The following is a 25724-nucleotide window of genomic DNA, read 5'->3' as shown; positions in this document are numbered from 1 at the left end:
CGTTCCTGGTTGGTAGAGAAGGTAAGAGGACTATTCTAAGGTATTCCACGTTTGTTATAAAAGGATCCCCCAGGTAAACTGTCGCTCCTAATTGTATGATTAATTCATTTTCGGCTATGAAAATAAAAACCAATGCGATGCGAACGCGGCGGATACTCCGTTTGCTACAGCGAGATAAAACACCGCTGGCGATTTTGCTGATGGCTGCGCTGGTGGGCACCCTCGCAGGCGGGGTCGGAGTCGCCTTTGAAAAAGCGGTTAACGCGGTCAGCCTCTGGCGGATCGGCACGGTGGCGCAGTTCGCTGATGATGCCGCGTGGCTGATGTGGCCCCTGGTCTTTGTGTTGTCGGCGCTGCTGGCGATGGTGGGCTACTTCCTGGTGCGCCGTTTTGCGCCAGAGGCGGGCGGTTCAGGAATACCCGAGATCGAGGGCGCGCTGGAGGAGCTGCGCCCGGTACGCTGGTGGCGCGTCCTGCCCGTAAAGTTTATTGGCGGGATGGGCACGCTGGGGGCGGGCATGGTGCTCGGGCGCGAAGGGCCGACGGTGCAGCTCGGCGGCAACGTGGGCCGCATGGTGCTGGATATCTTCCGCATGCGCGGCACCGAGGCGCGGCACACCCTGCTGGCTACCGGCGCGGCGGCGGGGCTGTCGGCGGCCTTTAACGCGCCGCTGGCCGGGATCCTGTTTATCATTGAGGAGATGCGCCCGCAGTTTCGCTACAATCTCATCTCGATCAAGGCAGTTTTTACCGGGGTGATCATGTCGAGCATCGTGTTTCGCTACTTTAACGGCGAGGCGGCGGTGATCGACGTGGGTAAACTCACTAATGCACCTATCAACACGCTCTGGCTCTACCTGGTGCTGGGGATGATCTTCGGCTGCGTCGGCCCGCTGTTTAACACGTTAATCCTGCGCACTCAGGATCTCTTTGGGCGCCTGCACGGCGGGCAGATTGGCAAATGGGTGCTGATTGGCGGAGCTATTGGCGGCCTGTGCGGCGTGCTGGGGCTGATGGTGCCGGAGATCTCCGGCGGCGGCTTTACGCTGATCCCCATTGCAGCAGCGGGCAACTACACCGCCGGAATGCTGCTGTTTATCTTCGTGGCGCGGGTGATCACCACGCTGCTCTGCTTCTCATCCGGCGCGCCGGGGGGCATCTTCGCCCCGATGCTGGCGCTGGGCACGCTGCTGGGCACGGCGTTTGGCATGGCCTGTGCAGAGATTTTTCCACTCTATCATCTTGAGGCAGGCACCTTTGCCATTGCCGGGATGGGGGCGCTGCTGGCCGCCTCGGTGCGTGCACCGTTGACCGGTATCGTGCTGGTTTTGGAAATGACTGACAATTATCAGCTCATTTTGCCAATGATTATTACCTGCCTGGGTGCCACGCTACTGGCACAGTTTTTAGGCGGTAAGCCGCTCTACTCCACGATCCTGGCCCGCACGCTGGCGAGGCAGGGAGGCGATCCTGACGGCAAGCCTCCCCAGGAGAATACTTGAACGATTTACCAGGGTAATGGATAATATTCATAAAGATCGGGCGGTTTAACGTCCGTATCGCCGTATCAATGGGAGTTTAAAATGAGTGATGACGTAGCGCTGCCACTGCAATTTACTGAAGCAGCAGCGATTAAAGTAAAAAGCCTGATTGCGGATGAAGAGAATCCGAACCTGAAACTGCGCGTCTACATTACCGGCGGCGGCTGCAGCGGCTTCCAGTACGGTTTTACCTTTGACGATCAGATCAACGATGGTGACATGACCATTGAGAAGCAGGGCGTTGGGCTGGTGGTTGACCCGATGAGCCTGCAGTATCTGGTTGGCGGCGCGGTGGACTACACCGAAGGGCTGGAAGGATCCCGCTTTGTGGTAACCAACCCGAACGCCAAAAGCACCTGCGGGTGTGGCTCCTCGTTCAGCATCTAATGCTAAGCCCGGTAAGCGCAGCGCCACCGGGCAAAACCCCTCTACCGTCCCGGCTCATCCAGCGCAAAGGTGGGTAGCTTCAGGTGCCAGCGGATCGCCGCCAGGCGAATGGCGAGCGTGACCACCATCCCCAGCATACTGGCGCTCTCCAGCGGTACGCCAAAGGTATAGAACGCCGTAGCGTGGACGATGCCGCCGATAATACAGGCGGTGGCATAGATTTCAGTCCGCAGGATCATGGGTATCTCTCGCGCCAGCACGTCGCGAATAATTCCGCCGCCGACGCCGGTCAGCACGCCCATACAGATCGCTACCATCGGCCCGGTCTCTGCCAAAAATGCCTTGTTAACGCCGATGCCGACAAACACCGCCAGTCCGACGGCATCCAGCACCGGCAGAACCCATTTCGGCAGCCTGCGCGGCTGACGCACCAGCAGGATGGTAAGCAGACAGGTGACCATCGCCACCACCAGATCGGTGGGATCTTTAACCCAGAACACTGGGCCGTGGGCAAGCGCCATGTCGCGGATGGTACCGCCGCCGATGGCGGTCACTACCCCTAGTACCAGCACGCCGAAGGGATCCATCCGTAGCTTTCCGGCCAGCAGAACGCCAGAGATGGCGAAAACGGCCGTGCCGATGATATCCAGCCAGTAGACGAGCATCGCTTATCCTCGATTATTTCACCGCCGCCAGCGCGGTACAGAGTTGTTTTGCGGCGAGGATAATACGCGGGCTTGCGCGTTCAAACCAGTCGCTATTGAGGGGAATAAGCGGAATTTTGAGCTGTTTATCCCAGAAATGCGTAACCTCTGCAGCCTGAAGCGCATTTCCTGCAAAAACAATCGCCTCGGGATGGCGGGCCAGCACCTGCTCACGGCTTACCTGCGGCCAGGGTACGCGGCTGTCGGCGAAGATATTTTCACCGCCACACAGCTCCAGCACCTCGTTCTGAATCGAGCCTTTGGCGCTGGTAAAGAGCGGGGTGCCGCCAAACTGCATAAACACCCGCTTTGGTGTGGTGCTGGCGTAGCGGGCCTTTAGCTCAGCGTAGTTGGTCAGCAGCGTGTCGGCAGCCTGGTTGGCCTGCTCAGGAGCAGGGCTGTAAGGGGCCAGCTGGCGCAGCGCCGCCGCGATCTGCTCCACGGTCTGGGCGTCGATCCACAGCACCTTAATGCCGAGGCCCGTCAGCTGATTAACCTGCCGCTCGGCGTTGCCGCCACGCCACGCCAGCACCAGATCCGGCTTGAGCGCGACGATGCGCTCAAGGTTGATCCCCTGCCAGCTGGCAACCTGCTCAATTTTTTCCGCTGCGGGCGGATAGTCCGAGAAGCTGCTCACCCCTACCGGCGTGATGCCTGCCGCGAAGGCAAGCTCGGTATTGGCAGGGGAGAGGGTGACTATGCGGGGAGCGGCAAGCGCTGACCCCGCCGCCAGCAGCAGGAGGGCGGCCAGCGCCCTTAAGCGGACCTTAGCCACGCGCCAGCTTCTGTACAAGGGTTTCGACCATTAGGCTGGACTGCTTCGCCGCCACCGTCAGGAACTCGTCGAAGCTCAGGTGCGATTCGCGGTCGGCTACGTCGGAGATGGCGCGAACCACGACGAATGGCACGCCGAAGCTATGGCAGACATGGGCGATAGCGGTGGCTTCCATCTCCACGGCCACGGCCTGCGGGAAGTGGCTGCGGATCTTCTCCAGACCGGCTGCGCCGTTGATAAAGGCGTCGCCGCTGACGATCAGTCCGCTGGCGGCGTTAAGGTTATGTTCTGCAATACAGGCTTTGGCGACGGCAATCAGCTTCTCATCGGCCTTGAAGCCCGCCGGGCAACCGGGTAGCTGACCGTACTCGTAGCCGAACGCGGTGACGTCGGCGTCGTGATAGCGCGCTTCGTCGGAGACCACGATGTCGCCCACGTTCAGCGTCGGGGCCAGGCCGCCGGCAGAGCCGGTATTAATGATGGCATCCGGCTGGCAGCGCTCCAGCAGCAGGGCCGCGCCCATCGCCGCCGCCACTTTACCAATGCCCGACTTCAGCAGCGCAACCTCAACGCCGTGCAGCTGGCCGGTGTAAATTTCGCTGCCGCCCACGCTATGGGTCTGACGGTTTTCGATTTTGTCGCGCAGGAGCGCAACTTCTTCTTCCATTGCACCAATGATGCCGATTTTCATAGATTTACTCGCGATAAGCCAGATTTGAGGGCATAGTCTATCATGCGCTTAAGGGGAAGCGCATTGCTCAGGGGAGAGAGGATATGGCACAGATCGATTTCCGCAATAAGATTAACTGGCATCGCCGCTACCGTTCACCCCAGGGCGTGAAAACCGAGCGCGAAATTTTGCGTATCTTCGAGAGCGATCGCGGGCGGATCGTCAACTCCGCCGCCATCCGTCGTCTGCAGCAGAAAACCCAGGTCTTTCCGCTGGAGCGCAACGCGGCGGTACGCACCCGTCTGACCCACTCCCTGGAGGTGCAGCAGGTAGGGCGCTATATTGCCAGGGAGATCCTCAGCCGCCTGAAAGAGATGCGCCTGCTGGAGAGTTACGGCTTGGATGAGCTGACCGGCCCGTTTGAGAGCATCGTTGAGATGGCCTGCCTGATGCACGACATCGGCAACCCACCGTTCGGCCACTTTGGCGAGGCGGCTATTAACGACTGGTTCCGCCAGCGCCTGCACCCGCAGGACGCCGCCAGCCAGCCGCTGACCAGCGATCGCTGCGAGGTGGTCTCCCTGCGCCTGCGCGATGGCGAGGAGGCAGCCAACGCGCTACGGCGTAAGGTGCGCCAGGATCTCTGTCACTTTGAGGGCAACGCCCAGGGGATCCGCCTGGTCCACTCCCTGATGCGCATGAACCTTACCTGGGCGCAGGTAGGCTGCATTCTGAAGTATACCCGCCCGGCATGGTGGCGGGGCGAGCCGCCCGCCAGCCACAGCTACTTAATGAAAAAGCCCGGCTATTACCTCTCCGAGGAGGAGTATGTAGCCCGGCTGCGTAAAGAGCTGGACCTCGATACCTGGAGCCGTTTTCCGCTGACGTGGGTGATGGAGGCGGCGGACGATATCTCCTACTGCGTCGCCGACCTGGAGGACGCGGTAGAGAAAAATATCTTTACCGTCGAGCAGCTCTACCAGCATCTCTATAACGCCTGGGGCACGCATGAGAAAGGGTCGCTATTCTCCCAGGTGGTAGAGAACGCCTGGGATAAATCCCGCGCTAATTCCCTCAGCCGCAGCGCAGAAGATCAGTTCTTTATGTACCTGCGAGTCAATACCTTAAATAAGCTGGTGCCCTATGCTGCCCAGCGTTTTATCGACAATTTACCGCAGATTTTCTCTGGCGAGTTTAACCATGCCCTGTTGGAAGATGAGAGCAGCTACAGTCAACTGCTTGAATTGTATAAGAGCGTGGCGGTTGAAAATGTCTTCTGCCACCCCGATGTTGAACAGCTGGAGCTGCAAGGCTATCGCGTGATCAGCGGGCTGCTGGATATTTATCGCCCGCTGCTGCAGATGACGCTGGCAGACTTTACCGAGCTGGTGGAAAAAGATCGGATCAAGCGTTTCCCGATTGAGACCCGTCTGTTTCACAAGCTCTCTGAACGCCATCGTCTGGCCTATGTTGAAGCTGTAGGTAAATTAGCGCGCGACGAAGTGGACTTTCCGGTGCTGGAATATTATTACCGCTGTCGCCTGATTCAGGACTATATCAGCGGGATGACCGATCTCTATGCCTGGGATGAGTACCGGCGGCTGATGGCCGTTGAGTAATATCTGAGCGTTTGTAAAGGCGATCAATAAATTTTTACTTTTAACAACACGTTATGCCGGAACTTCGCGCTATAAATTGACTCTTATCGATACTTACACCGCTGTTTTGCGTTATCAGTAAATGAGATTAAGCGACATGAAAAAAACCACGTTAGCAATGAGTGCACTGGCTCTGAGTTTAGGTTTGGCCCTGTCCCCGCTGTCGGTATCAGCGGCCGAGACTGCCTCAGCGACACCTCCATCACAGCAGATGCCAAGCTTGGCCCCGATGCTGGAAAAGGTGATGCCGTCGGTGGTGAGCATTAACGTTGAAGGCAGTACCACGGTAAACACCCCGCGTATGGGGCGTAACTTCCAGCAATTCTTTGGTGAAAACTCGCCGTTCTGCCAGGAGGGTTCACCGTTCCAGAGTTCCCCATTCTGCCAGGGTGGACAGGGTGGCGCTGACGACGGCGGGCAGCAGCAGAAATTTATGGCGCTCGGCTCCGGCGTCATTATTGATGCAGCGAAAGGCTATGTGGTGACCAACAACCACGTGGTTGATAACGCCAGTACCATCAAGGTCCAGCTGGGCGACGGGCGTAAGTTCGACGCCAAAGTAGTAGGCAAAGATCCGCGCTCCGATCTGGCGCTGATCCAGATTCAGGATCCGAAAAACCTGACCGCTATTGCGCTGGCGGACTCTGACGCCCTGCGCGTGGGTGACTACACGGTGGCGATCGGTAACCCGTTTGGCCTGGGCGAGACGGTCACCTCGGGCATCGTCTCGGCGCTGGGCCGCAGCGGCCTGAATGCCGAGAACTACGAGAACTTTATCCAGACCGATGCGGCGATCAACCGTGGTAACTCCGGCGGCGCGCTGGTGAACCTCAACGGTGAGCTGATCGGTATCAATACCGCGATCCTTGCGCCGGACGGCGGCAACATCGGTATCGGCTTTGCCATCCCGAGCAATATGGTGAAAAACCTCACCGCGCAGATGGTGCAGTATGGCCAGGTGCGCCGCGGCGAATTGGGCATTCTCGGTACCGAGCTGAACTCTGAGCTGGCGAAAGCGATGAAGGTTGACGCCCAGCGCGGAGCCTTTGTTAGCCAGGTAATGCCGAACTCGTCAGCCGCCAAAGCCGGTATCAAGGCCGGGGATGTGATCACCTCCCTGAACGGTAAACCAGTCAGCAGCTTTGCCGCTCTCCGGGCACAGGTAGGTTCAATGCCGATCGGCAGCAAGGTCTCGCTGGGGCTGCTGCGCGAAGGCAAACCGGTGACCGTAAGCCTTGAACTGCAGCAGAGTAGCCAGAATCAGGTTGACTCCAGCACCATCTTCAGCGGCATTGAAGGCGCAGAGATGAGCAACAAGGGTAACAACCAGGGCGTTACCGTCAGCAACGTGAAGGCGAACAGCCCGGCGGCACGTATCGGCCTGAAAAAAGGCGATGTGATTATCGGCGCGAACCAGCAGCCGGTGAAGAACATTGCCGAACTGCGTAAAATTCTCGACAGCAAGCCGTCAGTGCTGGCGCTGAACATCCAGCGTGGTGATACCTCCCTTTATCTGCTGATGCAGTAACCGCATTACCCCCTTCTCCGCCTGGGGAAGGGGTCTCTTCACAGAATCTGTGAGGCCTTCCACAACTCCACACTTCCGTATGCTGCTTTGTGCTTTTGCACAATGCAGAGCGCTGCCAACTCCCTTATTCTTGTGATCTGCTCAGGGGAGGGATTACATGGCTGGCTGGCATCTTGATACCAAAATGGCGCAGGATATCGTTGCGCGTACCATGCGCATTATCGATACCAACATCAACGTGATGGATGCGCGCGGGCGCATTATTGGCAGCGGCGATCGGGAGCGTATTGGGGAATTGCACGAAGGTGCGCTGCTGGTGCTCTCTCAGGGACGCGTAGTGGATATCGACGACGCGGTTGCCCGCCACCTGCACGGCGTACGTCAGGGCATCAACCTGCCGCTGCGTCTGGAGGGGGAGATTGTCGGGGTCATCGGCCTGACCGGCGAGCCGGAGACGCTGCGTAAGTATGGCGAGCTGGTGTGCATGACCGCCGAAATGATGCTGGAGCAGTCCCGGCTGATGCATCTCCTGGCTCAGGACAGCCGTCTGCGCGAGGAGCTGGTGATGAACCTCATCCAGGCCGAGGAGCACACGCCCGCCCTGACCGAGTGGGCGCAGCGTCTGGGGATTGATTTGAATCAGCCGCGCGTGGTGGCGGTGGTGGAGGTCGACAGCGGCCAGCTGGGAGTAGACAGCGCCATGGCCGAGCTACAGCAGCTGCAAAACGCCCTCACGACGCCGGAGCGCAACAACCTGATTGCCATCGTCTCCCTAACTGAGATGGTGGTGCTGAAACCCGCCCTGAACCCGTTTGGCCGTTGGGACGCCGAAGATCACCGCAAGCGCGTCGAGCAGTTGATCGCCCGCATGAAAGAGAATGGCCAGCTGCGCTTTCGCGTCGCACTGGGTAACTATTTCACCGGACCGGGCAGCATTGCGCGCTCCTACCGCACGGCGCGCACCACCATGATGGTGGGCAAGCAGCGTATGCCGGAGAGCCGCAGCTACTTTTATCAGGATCTGATGCTGCCGGTGCTGCTGGACAGCCTGCGCGGCGGCTGGCAGGCCAACGAGCTGGCACGTCCACTCACTCGCCTGAAGGCAATGGATAACAACGGCCTGCTTCGGCGGACGTTGGCGGCATGGTTTCGTCACAACGTGCAGCCGCTGGCGACCTCGAAGGCGCTCTTTATTCACCGTAATACGCTGGAGTACCGCCTGAACCGTATTTCGGAGCTGACCGGGCTGGATCTGGGGAATTTCGACGACAGGCTGCTGCTTTATGTGGCGTTGCAGCTGGATGAGCAGCGATGATTTTTTTGCCCGGTAAGCGAAGCGCCACCGGGCGTAATGCACTTACTTATTGCGAGTCAGTTTCTCAAGGTCGGATTCGATCTCGTTGATCTTGTTGGTCACCACGCTCTCGAGGTGGCGCAGGTCATCGAGGATCTTGCGCTTCAGGTCGATCTCACTGCGATCGCGCTGGCAGATCTGATCCAGCTCGTCGATCACGTAGCGCAGGTTCGGACTGATCTCCTGCACCTCTTTATAGCCCTGGCCGACGCCGTCGGCGACGACAGTTTTACGCTGGCGTGGGTACTTAAACTTCACGCTTTTGGCAAAAAACTCGCCCTTGTCCTTATGAAAATAGATTTTCAGAATATCGTTATTGGCCTCCTGGCGAAGACTATAGCGATCGATTTCATCCGGATTGGTGATGCCTAAACTTTTCAGATTATCGTACATGGCGGTACCCTTAAGCTTAACATAACCTATGAATAATTAACGAAAAATCCTGTTTTGGCTACTTGCCAATATAAAAAAAGCGGGGTAGCCCCCGCTTTTTGTTATCGCTTATTAGTCGATGGTACGCAACAGTTCATTGATGCCAACTTTGCCGCGGGTCTTGGCATCGACCTTCTTCACGATAACCGCACAGTAAAGGCTGTACTTGCCATCTTTTGACGGCAGGTTGCCGGAAACCACTACCGAGCCAGCCGGTACGCGACCGTAGTGCACTTCACCGGTTTCACGATCGTAGATGCGGGTGCTCTGGCCAATGTAGACGCCCATGGAGATCACGGAACCCTCTTCAACGATCACACCCTCAACGACTTCAGAGCGCGCGCCGATGAAGCAGTTGTCTTCGATGATGGTTGGGTTAGCCTGCAGCGGCTCAAGAACGCCGCCGATGCCCACGCCGCCGGAGAGGTGAACGTTTTTACCGATCTGCGCACAGGAGCCAACGGTGGCCCAGGTATCAACCATGGTGCCTTCGTCAACGTAGGCACCGATGTTAACGTAGGAGGGCATCAGCACGGTGTTGCGGGCGATAAACGCGCCCTGACGCACGGCTGCCGGTGGCACCACGCGGAAGCCCTCTTTCTGGAAGCGCGCTTCGTCATAGTTAGCGAACTTCATGGGCACCTTATCGAAGTAGCGGCTCTCGGCTCCGTCGATAACCTGGTTATCGTTGATACGGAAAGAGAGCAGCACCGCTTTCTTCAGCCATTGATGAGTAACCCACTGACCGTCGATCTTCTCTGCGACGCGCAGTGCGCCGGAATCCAGCAGGGAAATCACCTGGTTTACCGCTTCACGGGTCACGGTATCCACATTCGCCGGGGTGATCTCGGCGCGACGCTCAAAAGCGGACTCAATAACGTTCTGTAACTGCTGCATTGTTAAACTCTTTCCATATAAATAAACACACTACCCTTTATCGTTTGGATTGAGGGCCTCTGTCAACCGTTGTTGCACTTCCTTCTGCAGCACATTATTAAGACCACGCCGGTCGGCAGTAGCGATTATAAATAAATCTTCTACTCGCTCACCAATTGTCGAAATTCTCGCCCCGTGAAGCGAGATCCCCAGGTCGGCAAAGACCTGGCCGACGCGGGCAAGCAGGCCCGGCTGATCGAGAGCGATAAGCTCGAGAAAACTCTTTCTGTCGGTGTGGGTCGGCAGGAAGTTGACCTCAGTATCAACGGTAAAATGGCGCAGCTTTGCCGGCTGGCGGCGCGGCTGCGGTGGCTGCCAGCTCCGCTGGGTGATGGCCTGGATTAGCCCCTGCTGAATTGCTGCGTGGCGATCCGGGGAGAGCGGGCTGCCGTCCGGCTCCAGTACGATAAAGGTATCCATCGCCATGCCGTCACGGGTGGTAAAGATCTGCGCGTCGTGAACGCTCAGGTTACGCCGATCCAGCTCGGCGCAGACGGCGGCGAAGAGGTAAGGGCGATCCGGACTCCAGATGAAGATCTCGGTGCCGCCGCGCGTCGCCTGCGGGCTAAGCAGGATCATCGGCTGGCTGAGATCGTGCCGCAGCAGATGCCGGGCGTGCCAGGCCAGCTGGTTTGGACTGTGGCGGACAAAGTAGTTCGCCCGACACCGCGCCCAGATATGGTGTAATGCCTCTTCGTTGATATTGTCCATCCGCAGCAGAGCCAGGGCCTGCAGCTGATGGTGACGCACGCGCTCGCGCATATCCGGCGTGCTCTGCACGCCACGGCGCAGCTGTTTTTCAGTGGCAAAGTACAGCTCGCGCAGCAGGCTCTGCTTCCAGCTGTTCCACAGGGTTTCGTTGGTGGCACAGATATCCGCCACCGTCAGGCAGACCAGGAAGCGCAGGCGGTTTTCGGTCTGCACCTCTTCAGCAAACTGCTTAATCACCTCGGGATCCTGAATATCGCGGCGCTGGGCAGTGACGGACATCAGCAGGTGCTGACGCACCAGCCAGGCGACCAGCTGCGTCTCCCGTGAGTTGAGACCATGTAGCTCGGCAAATTTCAGCACGTCCTGCGCGCCAAGCACCGAGTGATCGCCTCCGCGCCCCTTGGCAATATCATGGAACAGGGCGGCAATCAAAATCAGTTCCGGATGAGTGAGACGCGGCCAGAGATCGACGCAGAGAGGATGCTTCTGCCGCGTCTCCTCAAGGGCGAAGCTCTCCAGCTTCAGCAGCACGCGAATGGTGTGCTCATCCACCGTGTAGGCATGGAAGAGGTCAAACTGCATCTGGCCGACAATATGCGACCACTGGGGCATATAGGCCCACAGCACGCTGTGCCGGTGCATCGGCAGCAGGCCACGGCTCACCGCGCCGGGGTGGCGCAGCATGCTGAGGAACAGCGTTCGCGCCTCCGGGATGTAGCACAGCGGCTGGGTCAAATGGCGGCGGGCATGGCGCAGGTGGCGCAGGGTGGTGGAGTAGATCCCGGTGATGTTGCTGTTACGCACCATCATATAGAACATGCGCAGGATCGCCTGCGGCTCGCGGATAAACAGCGTCTCGTCGCGCAGATCGATCAGCGTGCCGCGTAGCTGAAACTCATCGTCAATAGGCCGGGGCTTCTCGTCGGTGGTCAAGGCAAGGATCGCCTCATCAAAGAGCTGGAGCAGCATCTGGTTCAGCTCAGAGACGCGACGGGTGACGCGATAGAAATCCTTCATCATCTGCTCAACCGGCTCGTTGCCTTCGCCGACGTAGTTGAGCCGCTGGGCCACGCTAAGCTGACGGTCGAACAGCAGACGGTTGTCGTAGCGGTTGATCTCCAGATGCAGGGCAAAGCGGATGCGCCACAGCAGGTGCAGACACTCGTTAAGCTCGTTACGCTCGGCCTGGGTTAAGAAGCCGAAGCCCACCATCTCGCTCAGGGAGGTGGCCCCGAAATGGCGGCGTGCCACCCACTGTAGGGTATGGATATCGCGCAGGCCGCCGGGGCTGCTCTTAATGTCCGGCTCGAGATTATAGCTGGTGCCGTGGTAGCGCTGGTGGCGCTCGCTCTGCTCGGCCACCTTGGCGGCAAAAAAGGTCTCAGACGGCCAGAACCCGTCGCTAAAGATGTGCTTCTGTAGCTCAAGAAAGAGGGCGACGTCGCCAATCAGCAGGCGGGACTCAATCAGGTTAGTGGCCACGGTGAGATCCGCCAGCCCCTCCAGCAGGCACTCCTCCAGAGTGCGCACGCTGTGGCCCACCTCCAGCTTTACGTCCCACAGCAGGGTCAGCAGCTGGCCGATCTTCTGTGCCTGCTCGTCGGGGAGCTTTTTACGGCTGAGGATCAGCAGGTCAACATCCGAGAGCGGATGCAGCTCGCCGCGACCGTAGCCGCCCACCGCCACCAGCGCCGCGTCGCTGTAGTCGGCGAAACCGTACTCCACCCACAGGCGCTGCAGAAGCTGGTCGATAAATTCGGTTCGGGCTTCAATAAGCTGCTCTGCGGAGAGACCCTGATCAAAGACGTGCCCCAACCACTGCTGGAAGGTATCGATATTGGCTTTGATATCCGCACAGTTGAGGCTGCTCTGCGGCCAGGAGGAGGGATTCGCGGGCTGGCCGGGGAGAGAGGGCGCCGTGTGGCTAAACTGTTCTGAAAGGGTGTGGCTCATATCGCGTTACGCTGCCCCCGTTATAAGTAAAAGCTATTGCCATAAAAAAAGCCGGCAATCGCCGGCTTCTTATCATTCGTTGTGCGAGAGTATCGCCGGGATGGTGTCATCCTTGCGGAGCGTCATAATTTCGCAGCCGTTCTCCGTCACCACAATAGTATGCTCATACTGCGCCGACAAGCTCCGGTCTTTGGTTTTTACCGTCCAGCCATCTTTCATGGTGCGGATACGGTAGTCGCCCGCGTTGACCATCGGCTCGATGGTGAAGGCCATACCGGCCTGCAGCACCACGCCGCCATCGTCCGCATCATAGTGCAGCACCTGCGGCTCTTCGTGGAAGCCACGACCGATGCCGTGCCCGCAGTACTCGCGCACCACGGAGAAGCCTTCCGCTTCGACAAACTTCTGGATCGCTGCGCCGAGGGTGCGCAGGCGGATGCCCGGCTTCACCATCTTCAGCGCCAGGTAGAGGCTCTCCTGGGTCACACGGCAGAGGCGCTCGCCCAGAATGGTCGGCTTGCCAACGATAAACATTTTTGAGGTATCGCCGTGGAAGCCATCTTTAATCACGGTCACGTCGATGTTGACGATGTCGCCATCTTTCAGGCGTTTCTCGTCGTCCGGAATACCGTGGCACACCACTTCGTTAATGGAGATGCAGACGGATTTCGGGAAGCCGTGATAGCCAAGGCTGGCGGAGACCGCGTGCTGTTCATTAACGATGTGGTCGTTGCAGATGCGGTCCAGCTCGCCGGTGCTTACGCCCGGTTTAATGTGCGCTTCGATCATCTCCAGCACTTCCGCCGCGAGGCGGCCGGCCACGCGCATTTTTTCGATATCTTCCGGGGTCTTAATTGGGATAGCCATGAATTCTGTCCATCAGCGTCGATGTCATTGACAATAAACGTCATCAACAATAATTGTGTAAGTGCTGTCAATGTTACCAGTCCGGGACATAACCTGCCAAATTGAGAATTGCGGGCAGCACGCTTCACTAACAACTATTGGAGTCCGCGCCGTTTTTATGGTATAAAGCGCGCCGGACTTCCGTTCCATCTGGAGCGAGAGCCACAAATCTCACTTTGTGTAATAACACACACGTATCGGCACATATTCCGGGGTGCCCTTTGGGGTCGGTGATATGGGATACGTGGAGGCATAACCCCAACTTTTATATAGAGGTTTTAATCATGGCAACTGTTTCCATGCGCGACATGCTCAAGGCTGGTGTTCACTTCGGTCACCAGACCCGTTACTGGAACCCGAAAATGAAGCCGTTCATCTTCGGTGCACGTAACAAGGTTCACATCATCAACCTTGAGAAAACTGTACCAATGTTCAACGAAGCTCTGGCTGAGCTGAGCAAGATCTCTTCCCGTAAAGGTAAGATCCTGTTTGTTGGTACTAAGCGCGCTGCGAGCGAAGCGGTGAAAGAAGCGGCTAACAGCTGCGATCAGTTCTTCGTGAACCATCGCTGGCTGGGCGGTATGCTGACTAACTGGAAAACCGTTCGTCAGTCTATCAAACGTCTGAAAGACCTGGAAACTCAGTCTCAGGACGGTACCTTCGACAAGCTGACCAAGAAAGAAGCGCTGATGCGCACCCGTGAGCTGGAGAAGCTGGAAAACAGCCTGGGCGGTATCAAAGACATGGGCGGCCTGCCGGACGCACTGTTTGTTATCGACGCTGACCACGAGCACATCGCAATCAAAGAAGCAAACAACCTGGGTATCCCGGTATTTGCTATCGTTGATACCAACTCCGATCCGGACGGCGTTGACTTCGTTATCCCGGGTAACGACGACGCAATCCGTGCAGTTAGCCTGTACCTGAGCGCTGTTGCTGCTACCGTTCGTGAAGGCCGTTCTCAGGATCTGGCTTCCCAGGCGGAAGAGAGCTTCGTAGAAGCTGAATAATAAGGCACGCTCTCTGAGCCCCTTATTGAGCAGGTAGTACCGAGTTTGGTTAGGGGGCCTGTTTATGGCCCCCTTTTTCACTTTTAAGGCTGTTTGGTTTTACGACCAGGCAGGTCAAATCTTCCGAGGATTTTAGAATGGCTGAAATTACCGCATCCCTGGTAAAAGAGCTGCGCGAGCGTACTGGCGCTGGCATGATGGATTGCAAAAAAGCGCTGACCGAAGCGAACGGCGACATCGAGCTGGCAATCGAGAACATGCGTAAGTCTGGCGCGATCAAAGCGGCGAAAAAAGCAGGCAACGTGGCTGCTGACGGCGTGATCATCACCAAGATCGATGGCAACTACGGCGTGATTCTGGAAGTTAACTGCCAGACTGACTTCGTTGCTAAAGACGCTGGTTTCCAGGCGTTCGCTAACAAGGTTCTGGATGCCGCAACTGCTGGCAAAGTTACCGATGTTGAAGTGCTGAAAGCACAGTTCGAAGAAGAGCGCGTAGCGCTGGTTGCGAAAATTGGTGAGAACATCAACATTCGCCGCGTTGCTACCCTCGAAGGCGACGTGCTGGGCTCCTACCTGCACGGCGCGCGCATCGGCGTTCTGATCGCTGCGACCGGCGCTGACGAAGAGCTGGTAAAACAGCTGGCAATGCACGTTGCTGCAAGCAAGCCTGAGTTCGTTAAGCCGGAAGACGTGTCTGCTGAAGTGGTAGAGAAAGAGTACCAGGTTCAGCTGGACATCGCCATGCAGTCCGGTAAGCCGAAAGAGATCGCAGAGAAGATGGTTGAAGGCCGCATGAAGAAATTCACCGGCGAAGTCTCTCTGACCGGCCAGCCGTTCGTTATGGACCCGAGCAAAACCGTTGCTCAGCTGCTGAAAGAGCACAACGCTGACGTAACTAACTTCATCCGTTTCGAAGTGGGTGAAGGCATCGAGAAAGTTGAGACTGACTTTGCAGCAGAAGTTGCTGCGATGTCCAAGCAGTCTTAAGTGGTCTGAAAGAAGCCGCCTGAGGGCGGCTTCTTTTTGTATCCAGCGTAAGCTGTATACTACATAAGTTGTACCCGGAATTAACCCCTCTCAATCGTTGAACGTCTCAGGAAAGAATCATGGCTACCAATGCAAAACCCGTCTATAAACGCATCCTGCTTAAGCTCAGCGGCGAAGCGTTACAGGGCACCGAAGGCTTCGGTATCGACGCAAGCATCCTCGACCGTATGGCTCAGGAGATCAAAGAGCTGGTAGAGTTGGGCATTCAGGTAGGCGTCGTCATTGGTGGTGGTAACCTTTTCCGTGGCGCGGGTCTGGCGAAAGCGGGGATGAACCGCGTAGTGGGCGACCACATGGGTATGCTGGCAACGGTCATGAACGGCCTGGCAATGCGTGATGCGCTCCACCGCGCCTATGTGAACGCCCGCCTGATGTCCGCTATTCCGCTGAATGGCGTATGTGATAACTACAGCTGGGCTGAGGCCATTAGCCTGCTGCGTAACAACCGGGTGGTGATCCTCTCCGCCGGTACCGGTAACCCGTTCTTTACCACCGACTCCGCAGCCTGCCTGCGCGGGATCGAGATTGAAGCGGACGTGGTGCTGAAGGCGACCAAGGTCGATGGCGTGTTTACTGCCGATCCGGCAAAAGATCCGGCTGCGACCATGTACGATCAGCTGAGCTACAGCGAAGTACTGGATAAAGAGCTGAAGGTGATGGATCTGGCGGCCTTTACCCTCGCCCGTGACCACAAACTGCCGATTCGTGTGTTCAACATGAACAAGCCTGGCGCGCTGCGCCGTGTGGTAATGGGTGAAAAAGAGGGCACTTTGATCACGGAGTAATTTCCGTCGTCAACAAATAGAGGTAAGATTCCGCCTTAACAGTAAAGCGGTTCTTATCAGACACCTTTTACGGTGTCAGAGATTAAACGGGGCTATACTTAGCACTCCTTTACGGCGTGCTGGCGTATGGTCTGCCTGAGACAAGTTTTCAAGGATTCGTAACGTGATTAACGATATCAGAAAAGATGCCGAAGTCCGCATGGAAAAGTGCGTTGAAGCATTCAAAACCCAAATCAGCAAAGTGCGCACCGGCCGCGCTTCCCCAAGCCTGCTGGACGGCATCGTTGTTGAGTACTACGGTACTCCGACACCGCTGCGCCAGCTGGCTAACGTCACCGTTGAAGACTCCCGCACGCTGAAAATCAACGTGTTCGATCGCTCTCTCAGCCCGGCGGTTGAGAAGGCAATCATGGCGTCCGACCTCGGTCTGAACCCAAGCTCTGCCGGTACCGACATCCGTGTTCCGCTGCCGCCGCTGACTGAAGAGCGTCGTAAAGACCTGATCAAAGTGGTGCGTGGCGAAGCCGAAGGCGCACGCGTGGCGGTACGTAACGTTCGCCGTGATGCTAACGACAAGGTGAAAACGCTGCTGAAAGACAAAGCGATCAGCGAAGATGAAGATCGTCGTTCCCAGGATGACGTGCAGAAGCTGACCGACGCCGCCATCAAGAAAGTCGATGCGGCTCTGGCGGAAAAAGAAGCGGAACTGATGCAGTTCTGATCCCGCGCACGTGATTAAACAAAACGCCGTTCAGAGAAGCCCCACCGGGTTTCTGCTGGCGGCGTTTTGCTATGTTGCTCTTCACCAGTCACTTTTGGACACCTCTCTCTCATGAAGCAGCTCACCCTCCTTGGCTCAACCGGCTCTATCGGTTGCAGTACCCTCGATGTGGTTCGCCACAATCCCCATCGCTTTGCCGTCACGGCGCTGGTTGCCGGTAAAAACGTGGCCCGCATGGCGGAGCAGTGCCTGGAGTTCACGCCGCGCTATGCGGTGATGGACGACGCCGCCTGCGCCCGCGAACTCGACGCGATATTGACCCAGCACGGCAGCCGTACCGAGGTGTTGAGCGGCCAACAGGCGGCCTGTGACATGGCCGCGCTGGACGAAGTCGATCAGGTGATGGCCGCTATCGTAGGGGCGGCGGGCCTGCTGCCGACGCTGGCAGCGATCCGCGCCGGTAAAAGGGTACTGCTGGCCAATAAGGAGTCGCTGGTCACCTGCGGCCGCCTGTTTATGGAGGCGGTTAAAGAGAGCGGAGCGCAGCTTCTGCCGGTGGATAGCGAGCATAACGCCATTTTTCAGAGTTTACCGCAACCCTTCCAGCGCAACCTGGGGTACGCTGATCTCGAGCAAAATGGCGTAGCATCCATTCTGCTTACCGGGTCTGGTGGTCCCTTTCGCGAGACGCCGCTGGCTGAACTGGCTGCAATGACGCCGGATCAGGCCTGCCGCCATCCGAACTGGTCAATGGGACGTAAAATCTCCGTTGATTCTGCCACCATGATGAACAAAGGTCTGGAATATATTGAAGCGCGCTGGCTGTTTAACGCCTCTGCCCGCCAGATGGAAGTGCTGATCCACCCCCAGTCGGTGATCCACTCTATGGTCCGCTACCAGGATGGCAGCGTGTTAGCACAGCTGGGTGAGCCGGATATGCGTACGCCTATCGCCCACACGATGGCCTGGCCGGATCGCGTTAACTCCGGGGTGAAGGCCCTTGATTTTTGCCAGCTCGGCACGTTGAGCTTTGCCGCCCCGGATTATGAGCGCTATCCCTGCCTGAAGCTGGCCATGGAGGCGTTTGAACAGGGACAGGCGGCGACAACGGCGCTGAATGCCGCAAATGAGGTGACGGTGGCCGCATTCCTGGATTCGCGTATTCGCTTTATCGATATCGCTGCCCTTAATCTATCCGTACTAGAACGTATGGATCTGCGCGAACCGCAGAGCATCGATGATGTGCTGGCTGTGGATGCGCTGGCCCGTGAGACGGCACAGAAACAGGTGAGCCATCTCGCAAGCCGGTGATATTGCAGCCGTGAATGGCCGTGATATTTGTTAGCGTTCGGCTTCAGTGATATAGTCTGCGCCACCCGATCGCTGGTCTCAGGGCCGGAGCGCTCAGGTAAGCCGTGGTTTGACACGGCTTTTTTACGTAAAGGCTTCAGTATTTCTGAGTACCGCTAAATCCTTTTCAGGGACTTAAAACGCGTTATGTTGTCAATGAACCTTCCTTTAAGCGAGAATTTGCCAGCGCATGGCTGCCGCCATGTGGCGATAATTATGGATGGCAATGGTCGCTGGGCAAAAAGACAAGGGAAGATACGAGCCTTTGGACATAAAGCCGGAGCGAAGTCCGTCCGCCGCGCAGTCTCCTTTGCTGCGAACAACGGCATTGATGCGCTAACGCTGTATGCTTTTAGTAGCGAAAACTGGAACCGTCCGGCGCAGGAGGTCACTGCGCTGATGGAGCTGTTTGTGTGGGCGCTGGATAGCGAAGTTAAAAGCCTGCACCGTCACAATGTGCGCCTGCGCGTCATCGGTGACACCAGCCGTTTTAACTCACGTCTGCAGGAGCGCATTCGCAAAGCGGAGGCGTTAACCGCGCAAAATAGCGGGCTGACGCTAAATATCGCCGCGAATTATGGCGGACGTTGGGATATTATTCAGGGAGTACAGCAGTTAGCGGTACAGGTACAAGAAGGGCTGTTACGCCCGGACCAAATTGATGAAGATGCGCTAAGTAAGCAAATCTGCATGCATGAACTGGCTCCAGTGGATTTAGTGATAAGGACAGGGGGGGAGCACCGCATCAGTAACTTTTTGCTGTGGCAAATTGCCTATGCTGAACTTTACTTCACGGATGTTCTTTGGCCTGATTTCGATGAACAAGACTTTGAAGGTGCGCTGCATGCCTTTGCCAATCGAGAGCGTCGTTTCGGCGGCACCGAGCCTGGTGGCGACAAAGCCTGATGGGGGTAGCTTTTGCTGAAGTATCGCCTGATTTCTGCTTTTGTATTAATACCCGTCGTCATTGCGGCGCTATTTTTACTTCCCCCGGTGGGGTTTGCTCTGGTCACGCTCGCGGTCTGTATGCTGGCCGCCTGGGAGTGGGGCCAGCTTAGCGGCTTTACTTCACGCACGCAGCGGGTGTGGCTGGCCGTACTCTGCGGCCTGCTGCTGGCGGTCATGCTCTTTACGATCCCGGAGTATCACCACAACGTTCATCAACCGCTGGTTGAGGGCTCGCTGTGGGCCTCGCTGGGCTGGTGGATTGCCGCGCTGCTGCTGGTGCTGTTCTATCCCGCCTCGGCGGCGCTGTGGCGTCACTCAAAGGCGTTGCGCCTGCTGTTTGGCATTCTGACTATCGTACCCTTTTTCTGGGGCATGCTGGCGCTGCGCGCCTGGCACTATGATGATAACCACTACAGCGGCGCGCTGTGGCTGCTCTACGTCATGATCCTCGTCTGGGGCGCGGACTCCGGCGCGTACATGTTTGGCAAGCTGTTTGGCAAGCACAAGCTGGCTCCGAAGGTATCGCCGGGCAAAACCTGGCAGGGCTTTATCGGCGGCCTGTTTACCGCAGCGGTGATCTCCTGGGGCTACGGCGTCTGGGCCAACCTGGAGGTGACGCTCTCCACGCTGCTGATCTGCTCCGTGGTAGCGGCGCTGGCCTCGGTGCTGGGCGACCTGACCGAGAGTATGTTTAAACGTGAAGCCGGTATCAAAGATAGCGGACACCTTATTCCAGGCCACGGCGGTATTCTCGATCGCATCGACAGCCTGACGGCGGCGGTACCGGTGTTTGCCTGCCTGCTGCTGCTGGTCTTTGGGACGATTTAACGGATGGGTTTATGCTGAGCATTCTCTGGAATCTGGCAGCGTTTATTGTTGCGCTAGGCGTGCTGATCACCGTGCACGAATTTGGCCATTTCTGGGTTGCTCGCCGCTGCGGCGTCCGGGTTGAGCGCTTTTCCATCGGTTTTGGTAAAGCGCTCTGGCGTCGCACCGACAAGCAGGGCACCGAGTTTGTCATCGCCCTTATCCCGCTTGGCGGCTATGTCAAAATGCTCGACGAACGCGTTGAGCCGGTGATCCCCGAACTGCGCCACACCGCGTTTAATAATAAAACCATCGGTCAGCGCGCCGCGGTTATCGCCGCAGGTCCCGTGGCTAACTTCCTCTTTGCTATCTTCGCCTACTGGCTGGTGTTCATCATCGGTGTCCCTGGCGTTCGTCCGGTTGTTGGTGAAATTACGCCCAACTCCATTGCGGCAAGCGCACAAATTGCCCCAGGGATGGAACTTAAAGCCGTTGACGGTATCGAAACGCCAGACTGGGATGCCGTGCGTCTGCAGTTGGTTGATAAAATTGGCGATGAGCAGACCACTCTCAGCGTAGCCCCTTTTGGCAGCGACAGCCGCCAGCAGAAGACGCTGGATCTACGCGACTGGGCTTTTGAACCGGACAAGCAGGATCCGGTGGCGTCGCTGGGCATCCAGCCGCGCGGCGCACAGATTGAATCGGTGCTGGCTGAAGTGCAGTCCGGGTCGGCGGCAAGTAAAGCGGGTTTGCAAGCTGGCGACAGGATCGTTAAAGTCGATGGGCAGGAAATCACACAGTGGATGACGTTTGTTACCCTGGTTCGCGATAATCCGGGTACGCCGTTAGCGCTGGAGATAGAAAGGCAGGGAACTCCCTTGTCTTTAACGCTGATACCAGATACAAAACCGGGTAGCAGCAAGGATGAAGGGTTTGCGGGCGTAGTGCCAAAAGTTATCCCGCTGCCGGACGAGTATAAGACAGTACGCCAGTATGGGCCGTTTGATGCCGTTGTCGAAGCCACGGGTAAAACCTGGCAGCTGATGAAGCTCACGGTCAGTATGCTGGGTAAATTGATAACCGGCGACGTCAAGCTGAACAACCTCAGCGGGCCGATTTCGATCGCCCAGGGGGCTGGGATGTCAGCGGAGTTTGGGTTGATCTACTACCTGATGTTTCTCGCCTTAATCAGCGTGAACCTGGGCATTATCAACCTGTTCCCTCTACCGGTTTTAGATGGGGGACACCTGCTGTTTTTAGCGATAGAGAAGCTAAAAGGCGGGCCGGTATCCGAGCGGGTTCAAGACTTTAGTTATCGCATTGGCTCAATTTTGCTGGTGCTGTTAATGGGGCTTGCACTTTTCAATGATTTCTCTCGGTTATGAGAGTTAGTTAGGAAGAACGCATAATAACGATGGCGATGAAAAAGTTGCTTATAGCGTCGCTGCTGTTTAGCAGCGCGACCGTATACGGTGCTGAAGGGTTCGTAGTGAAAGATATTCATTTCGAAGGCTTACAGCGTGTCGCCGTTGGTGCGGCCCTCCTCAGTATGCCAGTACGTCAGGGTGACACGGTGACTGATGAAGACATCAGTAATATTATCCGTGCGCTGTTTGCCACCGGCAACTTCGAGGACGTTCGCGTCCTGCGCGATGGTGATACGCTCCTCGTGCAGGTTAAAGAGCGTCCTACCATTGCCAGCATCACCTTCTCGGGCAACAAGTCCGTGAAAGATGACATGCTGAAGCAGAACCTCGAAGCCTCCGGCGTGCGCGTGGGTGAATCACTCGATCGCACCACTCTGGCCGATATCGAAAAAGGTCTGGAAGATTTCTACTACAGCGTCGGTAAGTACAGCGCCAGCGTGAAAGCGGTTGTTACGCCGCTGCCGCGTAACCGCGTCGATCTGAAGCTAGTCTTCCAGGAGGGCGTCTCCGCCAAAATCCAGCAGATCAACATCGTCGGTAACCATGCGTTCAGTACCGAAGAACTGATCTCAACCTTCCAGCTGCGCGACGAAGTGCCGTGGTGGAACGTCGTAGGCGATCGCAAATACCAGAAACAGAAGCTGGCAGGCGATCTGGAGACGTTACGTAGCTACTACCTCGACCGTGGCTACGCGCGTTTCAACATCGACTCCACCCAGGTCAGCCTGACGCCGGATAAAAAAGGCATCTACATTACCGTTAACGTTACCGAAGGCGATCAGTACAAGCTCTCCGGCGTTGAGGTTAGCGGTAACCTGGCCGGTCACTCCGCCGAAATTGAGAGCCTGACGAAAATTCAGCCGGGCGAGCTTTATAACGGCACCAAAGTGACCAAAATGGAAGATAACATTAAGAAGCTTCTGGGTCGCTATGGCTACGCCTATCCGCGCGTGCAGTCTCAGCCTGAGATCAACGATGCGGATAAGACCGTGAAGCTGCACGTCAACGTTGACGCGGGCAACCGCTACTACGTGCGTAAGATCCGCTTTGAGGGTAACGATACCTCCAAAGATGCCGTGCTGCGCCGTGAAATGCGCCAGATGGAAGGCGCGTGGCTGGGCAGCGATCTGGTCGATCAGGGTAAAGAGCGTCTGAATCGTCTCGGCTATTTCGAAACGGTGGATACTGATACCCAGCGCGTTGCTGGCAGCCCGGACCAGGTTGACGTGGTCTACAAGGTCAAAGAGCGTAACACCGGTAGCTTCAACTTTGGCGTTGGCTACGGCACCGAGAGCGGCGTCAGCTTCCAGGTCGGCGTTCAGCAGGATAACTGGCTGGGTACCGGTTACTCAGTGGGGATCAACGGTACTAAGAACGACTACCAGACCTACTCTGAGCTATCCGTCACCAACCCGTACTTCACCGTTGACGGTGTGAGCCTCGGCGGTCGTATCTTCTATAACGACTTCGAAGCTGATGACGCGGACCTCTCTTCGTACACCAACAAGAGTTACGGTCTCGACGGTACGCTGGGCTTCCCGGTTAACGAGTACAATACCCTGCGCCTTGGCTTAGGTTACGTACACAACGACCTGTCCAACATGGAGCCGCAGGTGGCCATGTGGCGTTATCTCGACTCGGTAGGGCAGAGCGCCAACACCCAGAACACCGATAACGGCTACAGCGCAGACGACTTCACCTTTAACTACGGCTGGACCTACAACCACCTTGACCGCGGCTACTTCCCAACGGATGGCTCGCGCGTCAACCTGAATGGTAAGGTTACCGTACCTGGCTCGGATAACGAGTTCTACAAGGTTACGCTGGATACCGCATCCTACTTCCCACTTGATGACGATCATAAGTGGGTGGTGCTGGGCCGTACCCGTTGGGGCTACGGCGACGGCTTAGGCGGTAAAGAGATGCCGTTCTATGAGAACTTCTACGCCGGCGGTTCGAGCACCGTGCGTGGCTTCCAGTCCAACAACATCGGTCCGAAAGCGGTCTACTACGGTGGTAATTACCAGGAGAACTGCGAGACTAACGTCGCAGGTACCCTCTGTAAGTCTGATGATGCGGTAGGCGGTAACGCCATGGGCGTCGCCAGCCTGGAAGTGATCACTCCGACGCCGTTTGTCAGCGAGAAGTATGCTAACTCGATCCGTACCTCAGTCTTCTGGGATGCGGGTACGGTGTGGGATACTAACTGGGAAGATACCGCTGCAACACGCGCTGCTGGCGTACCGGACTATAGCGATCCGAGCAATATCCGTATGTCTGCGGGTATTGCACTACAATGGATGTCTCCGCTGGGACCGTTGGTCTTCTCCTACGCCCAGCCGTTTAAGAAATACGAAGGGGACAAAGCAGAGCAGTTCCAGTTTAACATTGGTAAAACCTGGTAACTGTTCTGCGCAACGGAATGCACAGGTAGTGTAGCGCTGGTGCAGGCGATCGTCAGGTCGCCTCGCCACGCAAAGAACGGTATCTTCGGATACATTGGGATGGTAAGGAGTTTATTGTGAAAAAGTGGTTATTAGCTGCAGGTCTCGGTTTAGCGATGGTTACCTCTGCTCAGGCAGCAGATAAAATTGCGATCGTTAACATGAACACCCTGTTCCAGCAGGTCGCTCAGACTACCGGTGTTTCTAAAACGCTGGAAAACGAGTTCAAAGGCCGCGCCAGCGAACTACAGAGCCAGGAAAACGATCTGCAGGGCAAAATGCAGCGCCTGCAGCGTGACGGCTCAACGATGAAAGCTTCCGATCGTAGCAAGCTGGAAAAAGACGTCATGTCTCAGCGCCAGGCTTTCTCCCAGAAAGCGCAGGCTTTTGAGCAGGATCGCGCACGTCGTTCCAACGAAGAGCGTGGCAAGCTGGTTACCCGTATCCAGACTGCAGTCAAGAAAGTGGCAGCCGACGACGGTATCGATCTGGTTGTTGACGCAAATACCGTTGCTTACAACAGCAGTGACGTAAAAGACATCACTGCTGATGTGCTGAAACAGGTTAAATAAGTAATGTCTACAATTCGACTGTCTGATTTAGCTCAACAGTTGGATGCAGAGTTACACGGTGATGGCGATATTGCCATCACCGGCGTTGCGTCCATGCAGTCCGCTAAAGCAGGTCAAATCACCTTCATGGTAAATCCAAAATACCGTGAACATCTGGCGGCTTGCCAGGCCTCTGCTGTCGTGATGACGCAGGACGACCTTCCCTTTGCCCACGGCCCCGCGCTGGTAGTGAAAAACCCCTACCTGACGTATGCCCGGATGGCACAAATTCTTGATACCACGCCGCAGCCGGCACAGGATATCGCCCCCAGTGCGGTAATTGATCCCACGGCAAAGCTGGGTAACAACGTCTCTATTGGCGCAAACGCCGTTATCGAATCCGACGTTGAGCTAGGCGATAACGTCGTGATTGGCGCAGGCTGCTTCGTGGGTAAAAAGACGAAAATTGGTGCAGGCTCGCGTTTATGGGCCAACGTGACCATTTACCACGAGATTGAGATCGGTGAAAATTGCCTCATTCAGTCCAGCACCGTGATCGGTGCGGATGGCTTTGGCTATGCCAACGATCGCGGCAACTGGGTGAAGATCCCCCAGCTTGGCCGGGTGATCGTCGGCGATCGTGTCGAGATCGGCGCATGTACCACTATCGACCGTGGCGCGCTGGACGATACCATCATTGGCAACGGTGTTATCATTGATAACCAGTGCCAGATTGCACATAACGTCGTGATTGGCGACAATACCGCAGTTGCTGGCGGTGTCATCATGGCGGGCAGTTTAAAAATTGGCCGCTACTGCATGATTGGCGGTGCGAGCGTGATCAACGGTCACATGGAAATCTGCGATAAGGTCACCGTAACGGGCATGGGTATGGTGATGCGTCCCATTACTGAACCGGGCGTCTACTCATCGGGTATCCCGCTGCAACCCAATAAAACCTGGCGAAAAACAGCAGCGCTGGTGATGAATATTGATGACATGAGCAAGCGACTCAAGGCTCTTGAGCGCAAGGTCGTGCAGCAAGACGAATAATTCACCCGTTTTACGCCCAAACTT

Annotated in this window: 23 protein-coding genes; 16 read left to right on the top strand and 7 right to left on the bottom strand. The window is 56.8% G+C overall.

Annotation, left to right across the window (positions count from 1 at the left end; translation table 11 throughout):
* Nucleotides 1–95: 95 nt before the first annotated feature.
* Together clcA and erpA are read left to right on the top strand one after the other, a co-directional pair.
* Nucleotides 96–1502 carry a H(+)/Cl(-) exchange transporter ClcA gene (gene clcA, locus RTN40_RS19100; RefSeq protein ID WP_409418542.1) on the top strand — a complete coding sequence of 469 codons (1407 nt, stop codon included), beginning with the start codon at nucleotides 96–98 and terminating at the stop codon, nucleotides 1500–1502.
* A gap of 81 nt (nucleotides 1503–1583) precedes the next feature.
* Nucleotides 1584–1928, top strand: coding sequence for an iron-sulfur cluster insertion protein ErpA (gene erpA, locus RTN40_RS19095; protein ID WP_042390590.1), 345 nt, complete (start codon nucleotides 1584–1586; stop codon nucleotides 1926–1928).
* Nucleotides 1929–1969: 41 nt separating this feature from the next.
* Here the strand turns inward: erpA and RTN40_RS19090 are convergent, their stop codons facing one another.
* The 3 genes from RTN40_RS19090 to mtnN are packed head-to-tail and all read right to left on the bottom strand — an operon-like array spanning nucleotide 1970 to nucleotide 4098.
* Nucleotides 1970–2593 carry a TRIC cation channel family protein gene (locus tag RTN40_RS19090; protein ID WP_312229832.1) on the bottom strand — a complete coding sequence of 208 codons (624 nt, stop codon included), beginning with the start codon at nucleotides 2591–2593 and terminating at the stop codon, nucleotides 1970–1972.
* Nucleotides 2594–2606: 13 nt separating this feature from the next.
* Nucleotides 2607–3407, bottom strand: coding sequence for a vitamin B12 ABC transporter substrate-binding protein BtuF (gene btuF, locus RTN40_RS19085; protein ID WP_312229831.1), 801 nt, complete (start codon nucleotides 3405–3407; stop codon nucleotides 2607–2609).
* A complete protein-coding gene (gene mtnN / locus RTN40_RS19080) occupies nucleotides 3400–4098 on the bottom strand; it encodes a 5'-methylthioadenosine/S-adenosylhomocysteine nucleosidase (RefSeq protein ID WP_312229830.1) in 699 nt (232 codons plus the stop codon). The genes btuF and mtnN overlap by 8 nt, the downstream gene beginning before the upstream one ends.
* Before the next feature lie 83 nt (nucleotides 4099–4181).
* On the opposite strand from mtnN, the gene dgt reads away from it, so the two are divergent.
* The 3 genes from dgt (at nucleotide 4182) to cdaR (ending at nucleotide 8578) form a co-directional block, all read left to right on the top strand.
* Entirely contained in the window at nucleotides 4182–5696 is a 1515-nt protein-coding gene (dgt, locus tag RTN40_RS19075) for a dGTPase (protein ID WP_312229829.1), read from the top strand.
* Nucleotides 5697–5832: 136 nt separating this feature from the next.
* A complete protein-coding gene (gene degP / locus RTN40_RS19070) occupies nucleotides 5833–7263 on the top strand; it encodes a serine endoprotease DegP (RefSeq protein ID WP_312229828.1) in 1431 nt (476 codons plus the stop codon).
* A 157-nt stretch (nucleotides 7264–7420) separates the two neighbouring features.
* Nucleotides 7421–8578, top strand: a complete 1158-nt coding sequence (gene cdaR, locus RTN40_RS19065) for a DNA-binding transcriptional regulator CdaR (protein WP_042390603.1) — start codon at nucleotides 7421–7423, stop codon at nucleotides 8576–8578.
* A gap of 42 nt (nucleotides 8579–8620) precedes the next feature.
* Here cdaR and RTN40_RS19060 read toward each other — a convergent pair whose 3' ends face one another.
* The 4 genes from RTN40_RS19060 to map all read right to left on the bottom strand — a co-directional run bounded on the left by RTN40_RS19060 (nucleotide 8621) and on the right by map (nucleotide 13516).
* Complete coding sequence (locus RTN40_RS19060; protein WP_103820651.1) at nucleotides 8621–9010, bottom strand: DUF3461 family protein; 390 nt, start codon at nucleotides 9008–9010, stop codon at nucleotides 8621–8623.
* 111 nt (nucleotides 9011–9121) lie between these two features.
* Nucleotides 9122–9946: a 2,3,4,5-tetrahydropyridine-2,6-dicarboxylate N-succinyltransferase gene (gene dapD, locus RTN40_RS19055; protein WP_042390607.1), complete on the bottom strand. Its 825-nt coding sequence runs from the start codon at nucleotides 9944–9946 to the stop codon at nucleotides 9122–9124.
* Between the two features lie 30 nt (nucleotides 9947–9976).
* On the bottom strand, nucleotides 9977–12649 hold the full coding sequence (glnD, locus tag RTN40_RS19050; RefSeq protein WP_312229827.1) for a bifunctional uridylyltransferase/uridylyl-removing protein GlnD: 2673 nt from the start codon (nucleotides 12647–12649) through the stop codon (nucleotides 9977–9979).
* A gap of 72 nt (nucleotides 12650–12721) precedes the next feature.
* Entirely contained in the window at nucleotides 12722–13516 is a 795-nt protein-coding gene (map, locus tag RTN40_RS19045) for a type I methionyl aminopeptidase (protein ID WP_222889636.1), read from the bottom strand.
* A 323-nt stretch (nucleotides 13517–13839) separates the two neighbouring features.
* Here map and rpsB point away from each other — a divergent pair, with 323 nt between their 5' ends.
* The 11 genes from rpsB (at nucleotide 13840) to lpxD (ending at nucleotide 25700) form a co-directional block, all read left to right on the top strand.
* Nucleotides 13840–14565, top strand: a complete 726-nt coding sequence (gene rpsB, locus RTN40_RS19040; protein WP_312212207.1) for a 30S ribosomal protein S2 — start codon at nucleotides 13840–13842, stop codon at nucleotides 14563–14565.
* Nucleotides 14566–14702: 137 nt separating this feature from the next.
* Nucleotides 14703–15554: a translation elongation factor Ts gene (gene tsf / locus RTN40_RS19035; protein ID WP_312212208.1), complete on the top strand. Its 852-nt coding sequence runs from the start codon at nucleotides 14703–14705 to the stop codon at nucleotides 15552–15554.
* A 119-nt stretch (nucleotides 15555–15673) separates the two neighbouring features.
* The gene (gene pyrH, locus RTN40_RS19030) at nucleotides 15674–16399 is read left to right on the top strand and encodes a UMP kinase (RefSeq protein ID WP_042390616.1); all 726 of its coding nucleotides are present in this window, start codon (nucleotides 15674–15676) and stop codon (nucleotides 16397–16399) included.
* Between the two features lie 163 nt (nucleotides 16400–16562).
* Nucleotides 16563–17120 carry a ribosome recycling factor gene (gene frr, locus RTN40_RS19025; protein ID WP_312212209.1) on the top strand — a complete coding sequence of 186 codons (558 nt, stop codon included), beginning with the start codon at nucleotides 16563–16565 and terminating at the stop codon, nucleotides 17118–17120.
* Nucleotides 17121–17231: 111 nt separating this feature from the next.
* Complete coding sequence (gene ispC, locus RTN40_RS19020; protein WP_312229826.1) at nucleotides 17232–18431, top strand: 1-deoxy-D-xylulose-5-phosphate reductoisomerase; 1200 nt, start codon at nucleotides 17232–17234, stop codon at nucleotides 18429–18431.
* Between the two features lie 186 nt (nucleotides 18432–18617).
* Nucleotides 18618–19376: a (2E,6E)-farnesyl-diphosphate-specific ditrans,polycis-undecaprenyl-diphosphate synthase gene (gene ispU / locus RTN40_RS19015; protein ID WP_312229825.1), complete on the top strand. Its 759-nt coding sequence runs from the start codon at nucleotides 18618–18620 to the stop codon at nucleotides 19374–19376.
* Between the two features lie 12 nt (nucleotides 19377–19388).
* Complete coding sequence (cdsA, locus tag RTN40_RS19010; RefSeq protein ID WP_103820644.1) at nucleotides 19389–20246, top strand: phosphatidate cytidylyltransferase; 858 nt, start codon at nucleotides 19389–19391, stop codon at nucleotides 20244–20246.
* Between the two features lie 11 nt (nucleotides 20247–20257).
* Complete coding sequence (rseP, locus tag RTN40_RS19005; protein WP_312229824.1) at nucleotides 20258–21610, top strand: sigma E protease regulator RseP; 1353 nt, start codon at nucleotides 20258–20260, stop codon at nucleotides 21608–21610.
* A 29-nt stretch (nucleotides 21611–21639) separates the two neighbouring features.
* On the top strand, nucleotides 21640–24057 hold the full coding sequence (bamA, locus tag RTN40_RS19000) for an outer membrane protein assembly factor BamA (RefSeq protein WP_312229823.1): 2418 nt from the start codon (nucleotides 21640–21642) through the stop codon (nucleotides 24055–24057).
* Between the two features lie 116 nt (nucleotides 24058–24173).
* Nucleotides 24174–24668 carry a molecular chaperone Skp gene (skp, locus tag RTN40_RS18995; protein ID WP_312214350.1) on the top strand — a complete coding sequence of 165 codons (495 nt, stop codon included), beginning with the start codon at nucleotides 24174–24176 and terminating at the stop codon, nucleotides 24666–24668.
* A gap of 3 nt (nucleotides 24669–24671) precedes the next feature.
* Complete coding sequence (gene lpxD, locus RTN40_RS18990) at nucleotides 24672–25700, top strand: UDP-3-O-(3-hydroxymyristoyl)glucosamine N-acyltransferase (protein ID WP_312229822.1); 1029 nt, start codon at nucleotides 24672–24674, stop codon at nucleotides 25698–25700.
* Nucleotides 25701–25724: the final 24 nt, after the last annotated feature.

The sequence above is a fragment of the Pseudescherichia sp. genome, assembly GCF_031987975.1.
Lineage (GTDB): Bacteria > Pseudomonadota > Gammaproteobacteria > Enterobacterales > Enterobacteriaceae > Pseudescherichia.
Note: the sequence above shows the minus strand (reverse complement) of the source record. Positions and strands in the feature narration are given on the sequence as shown.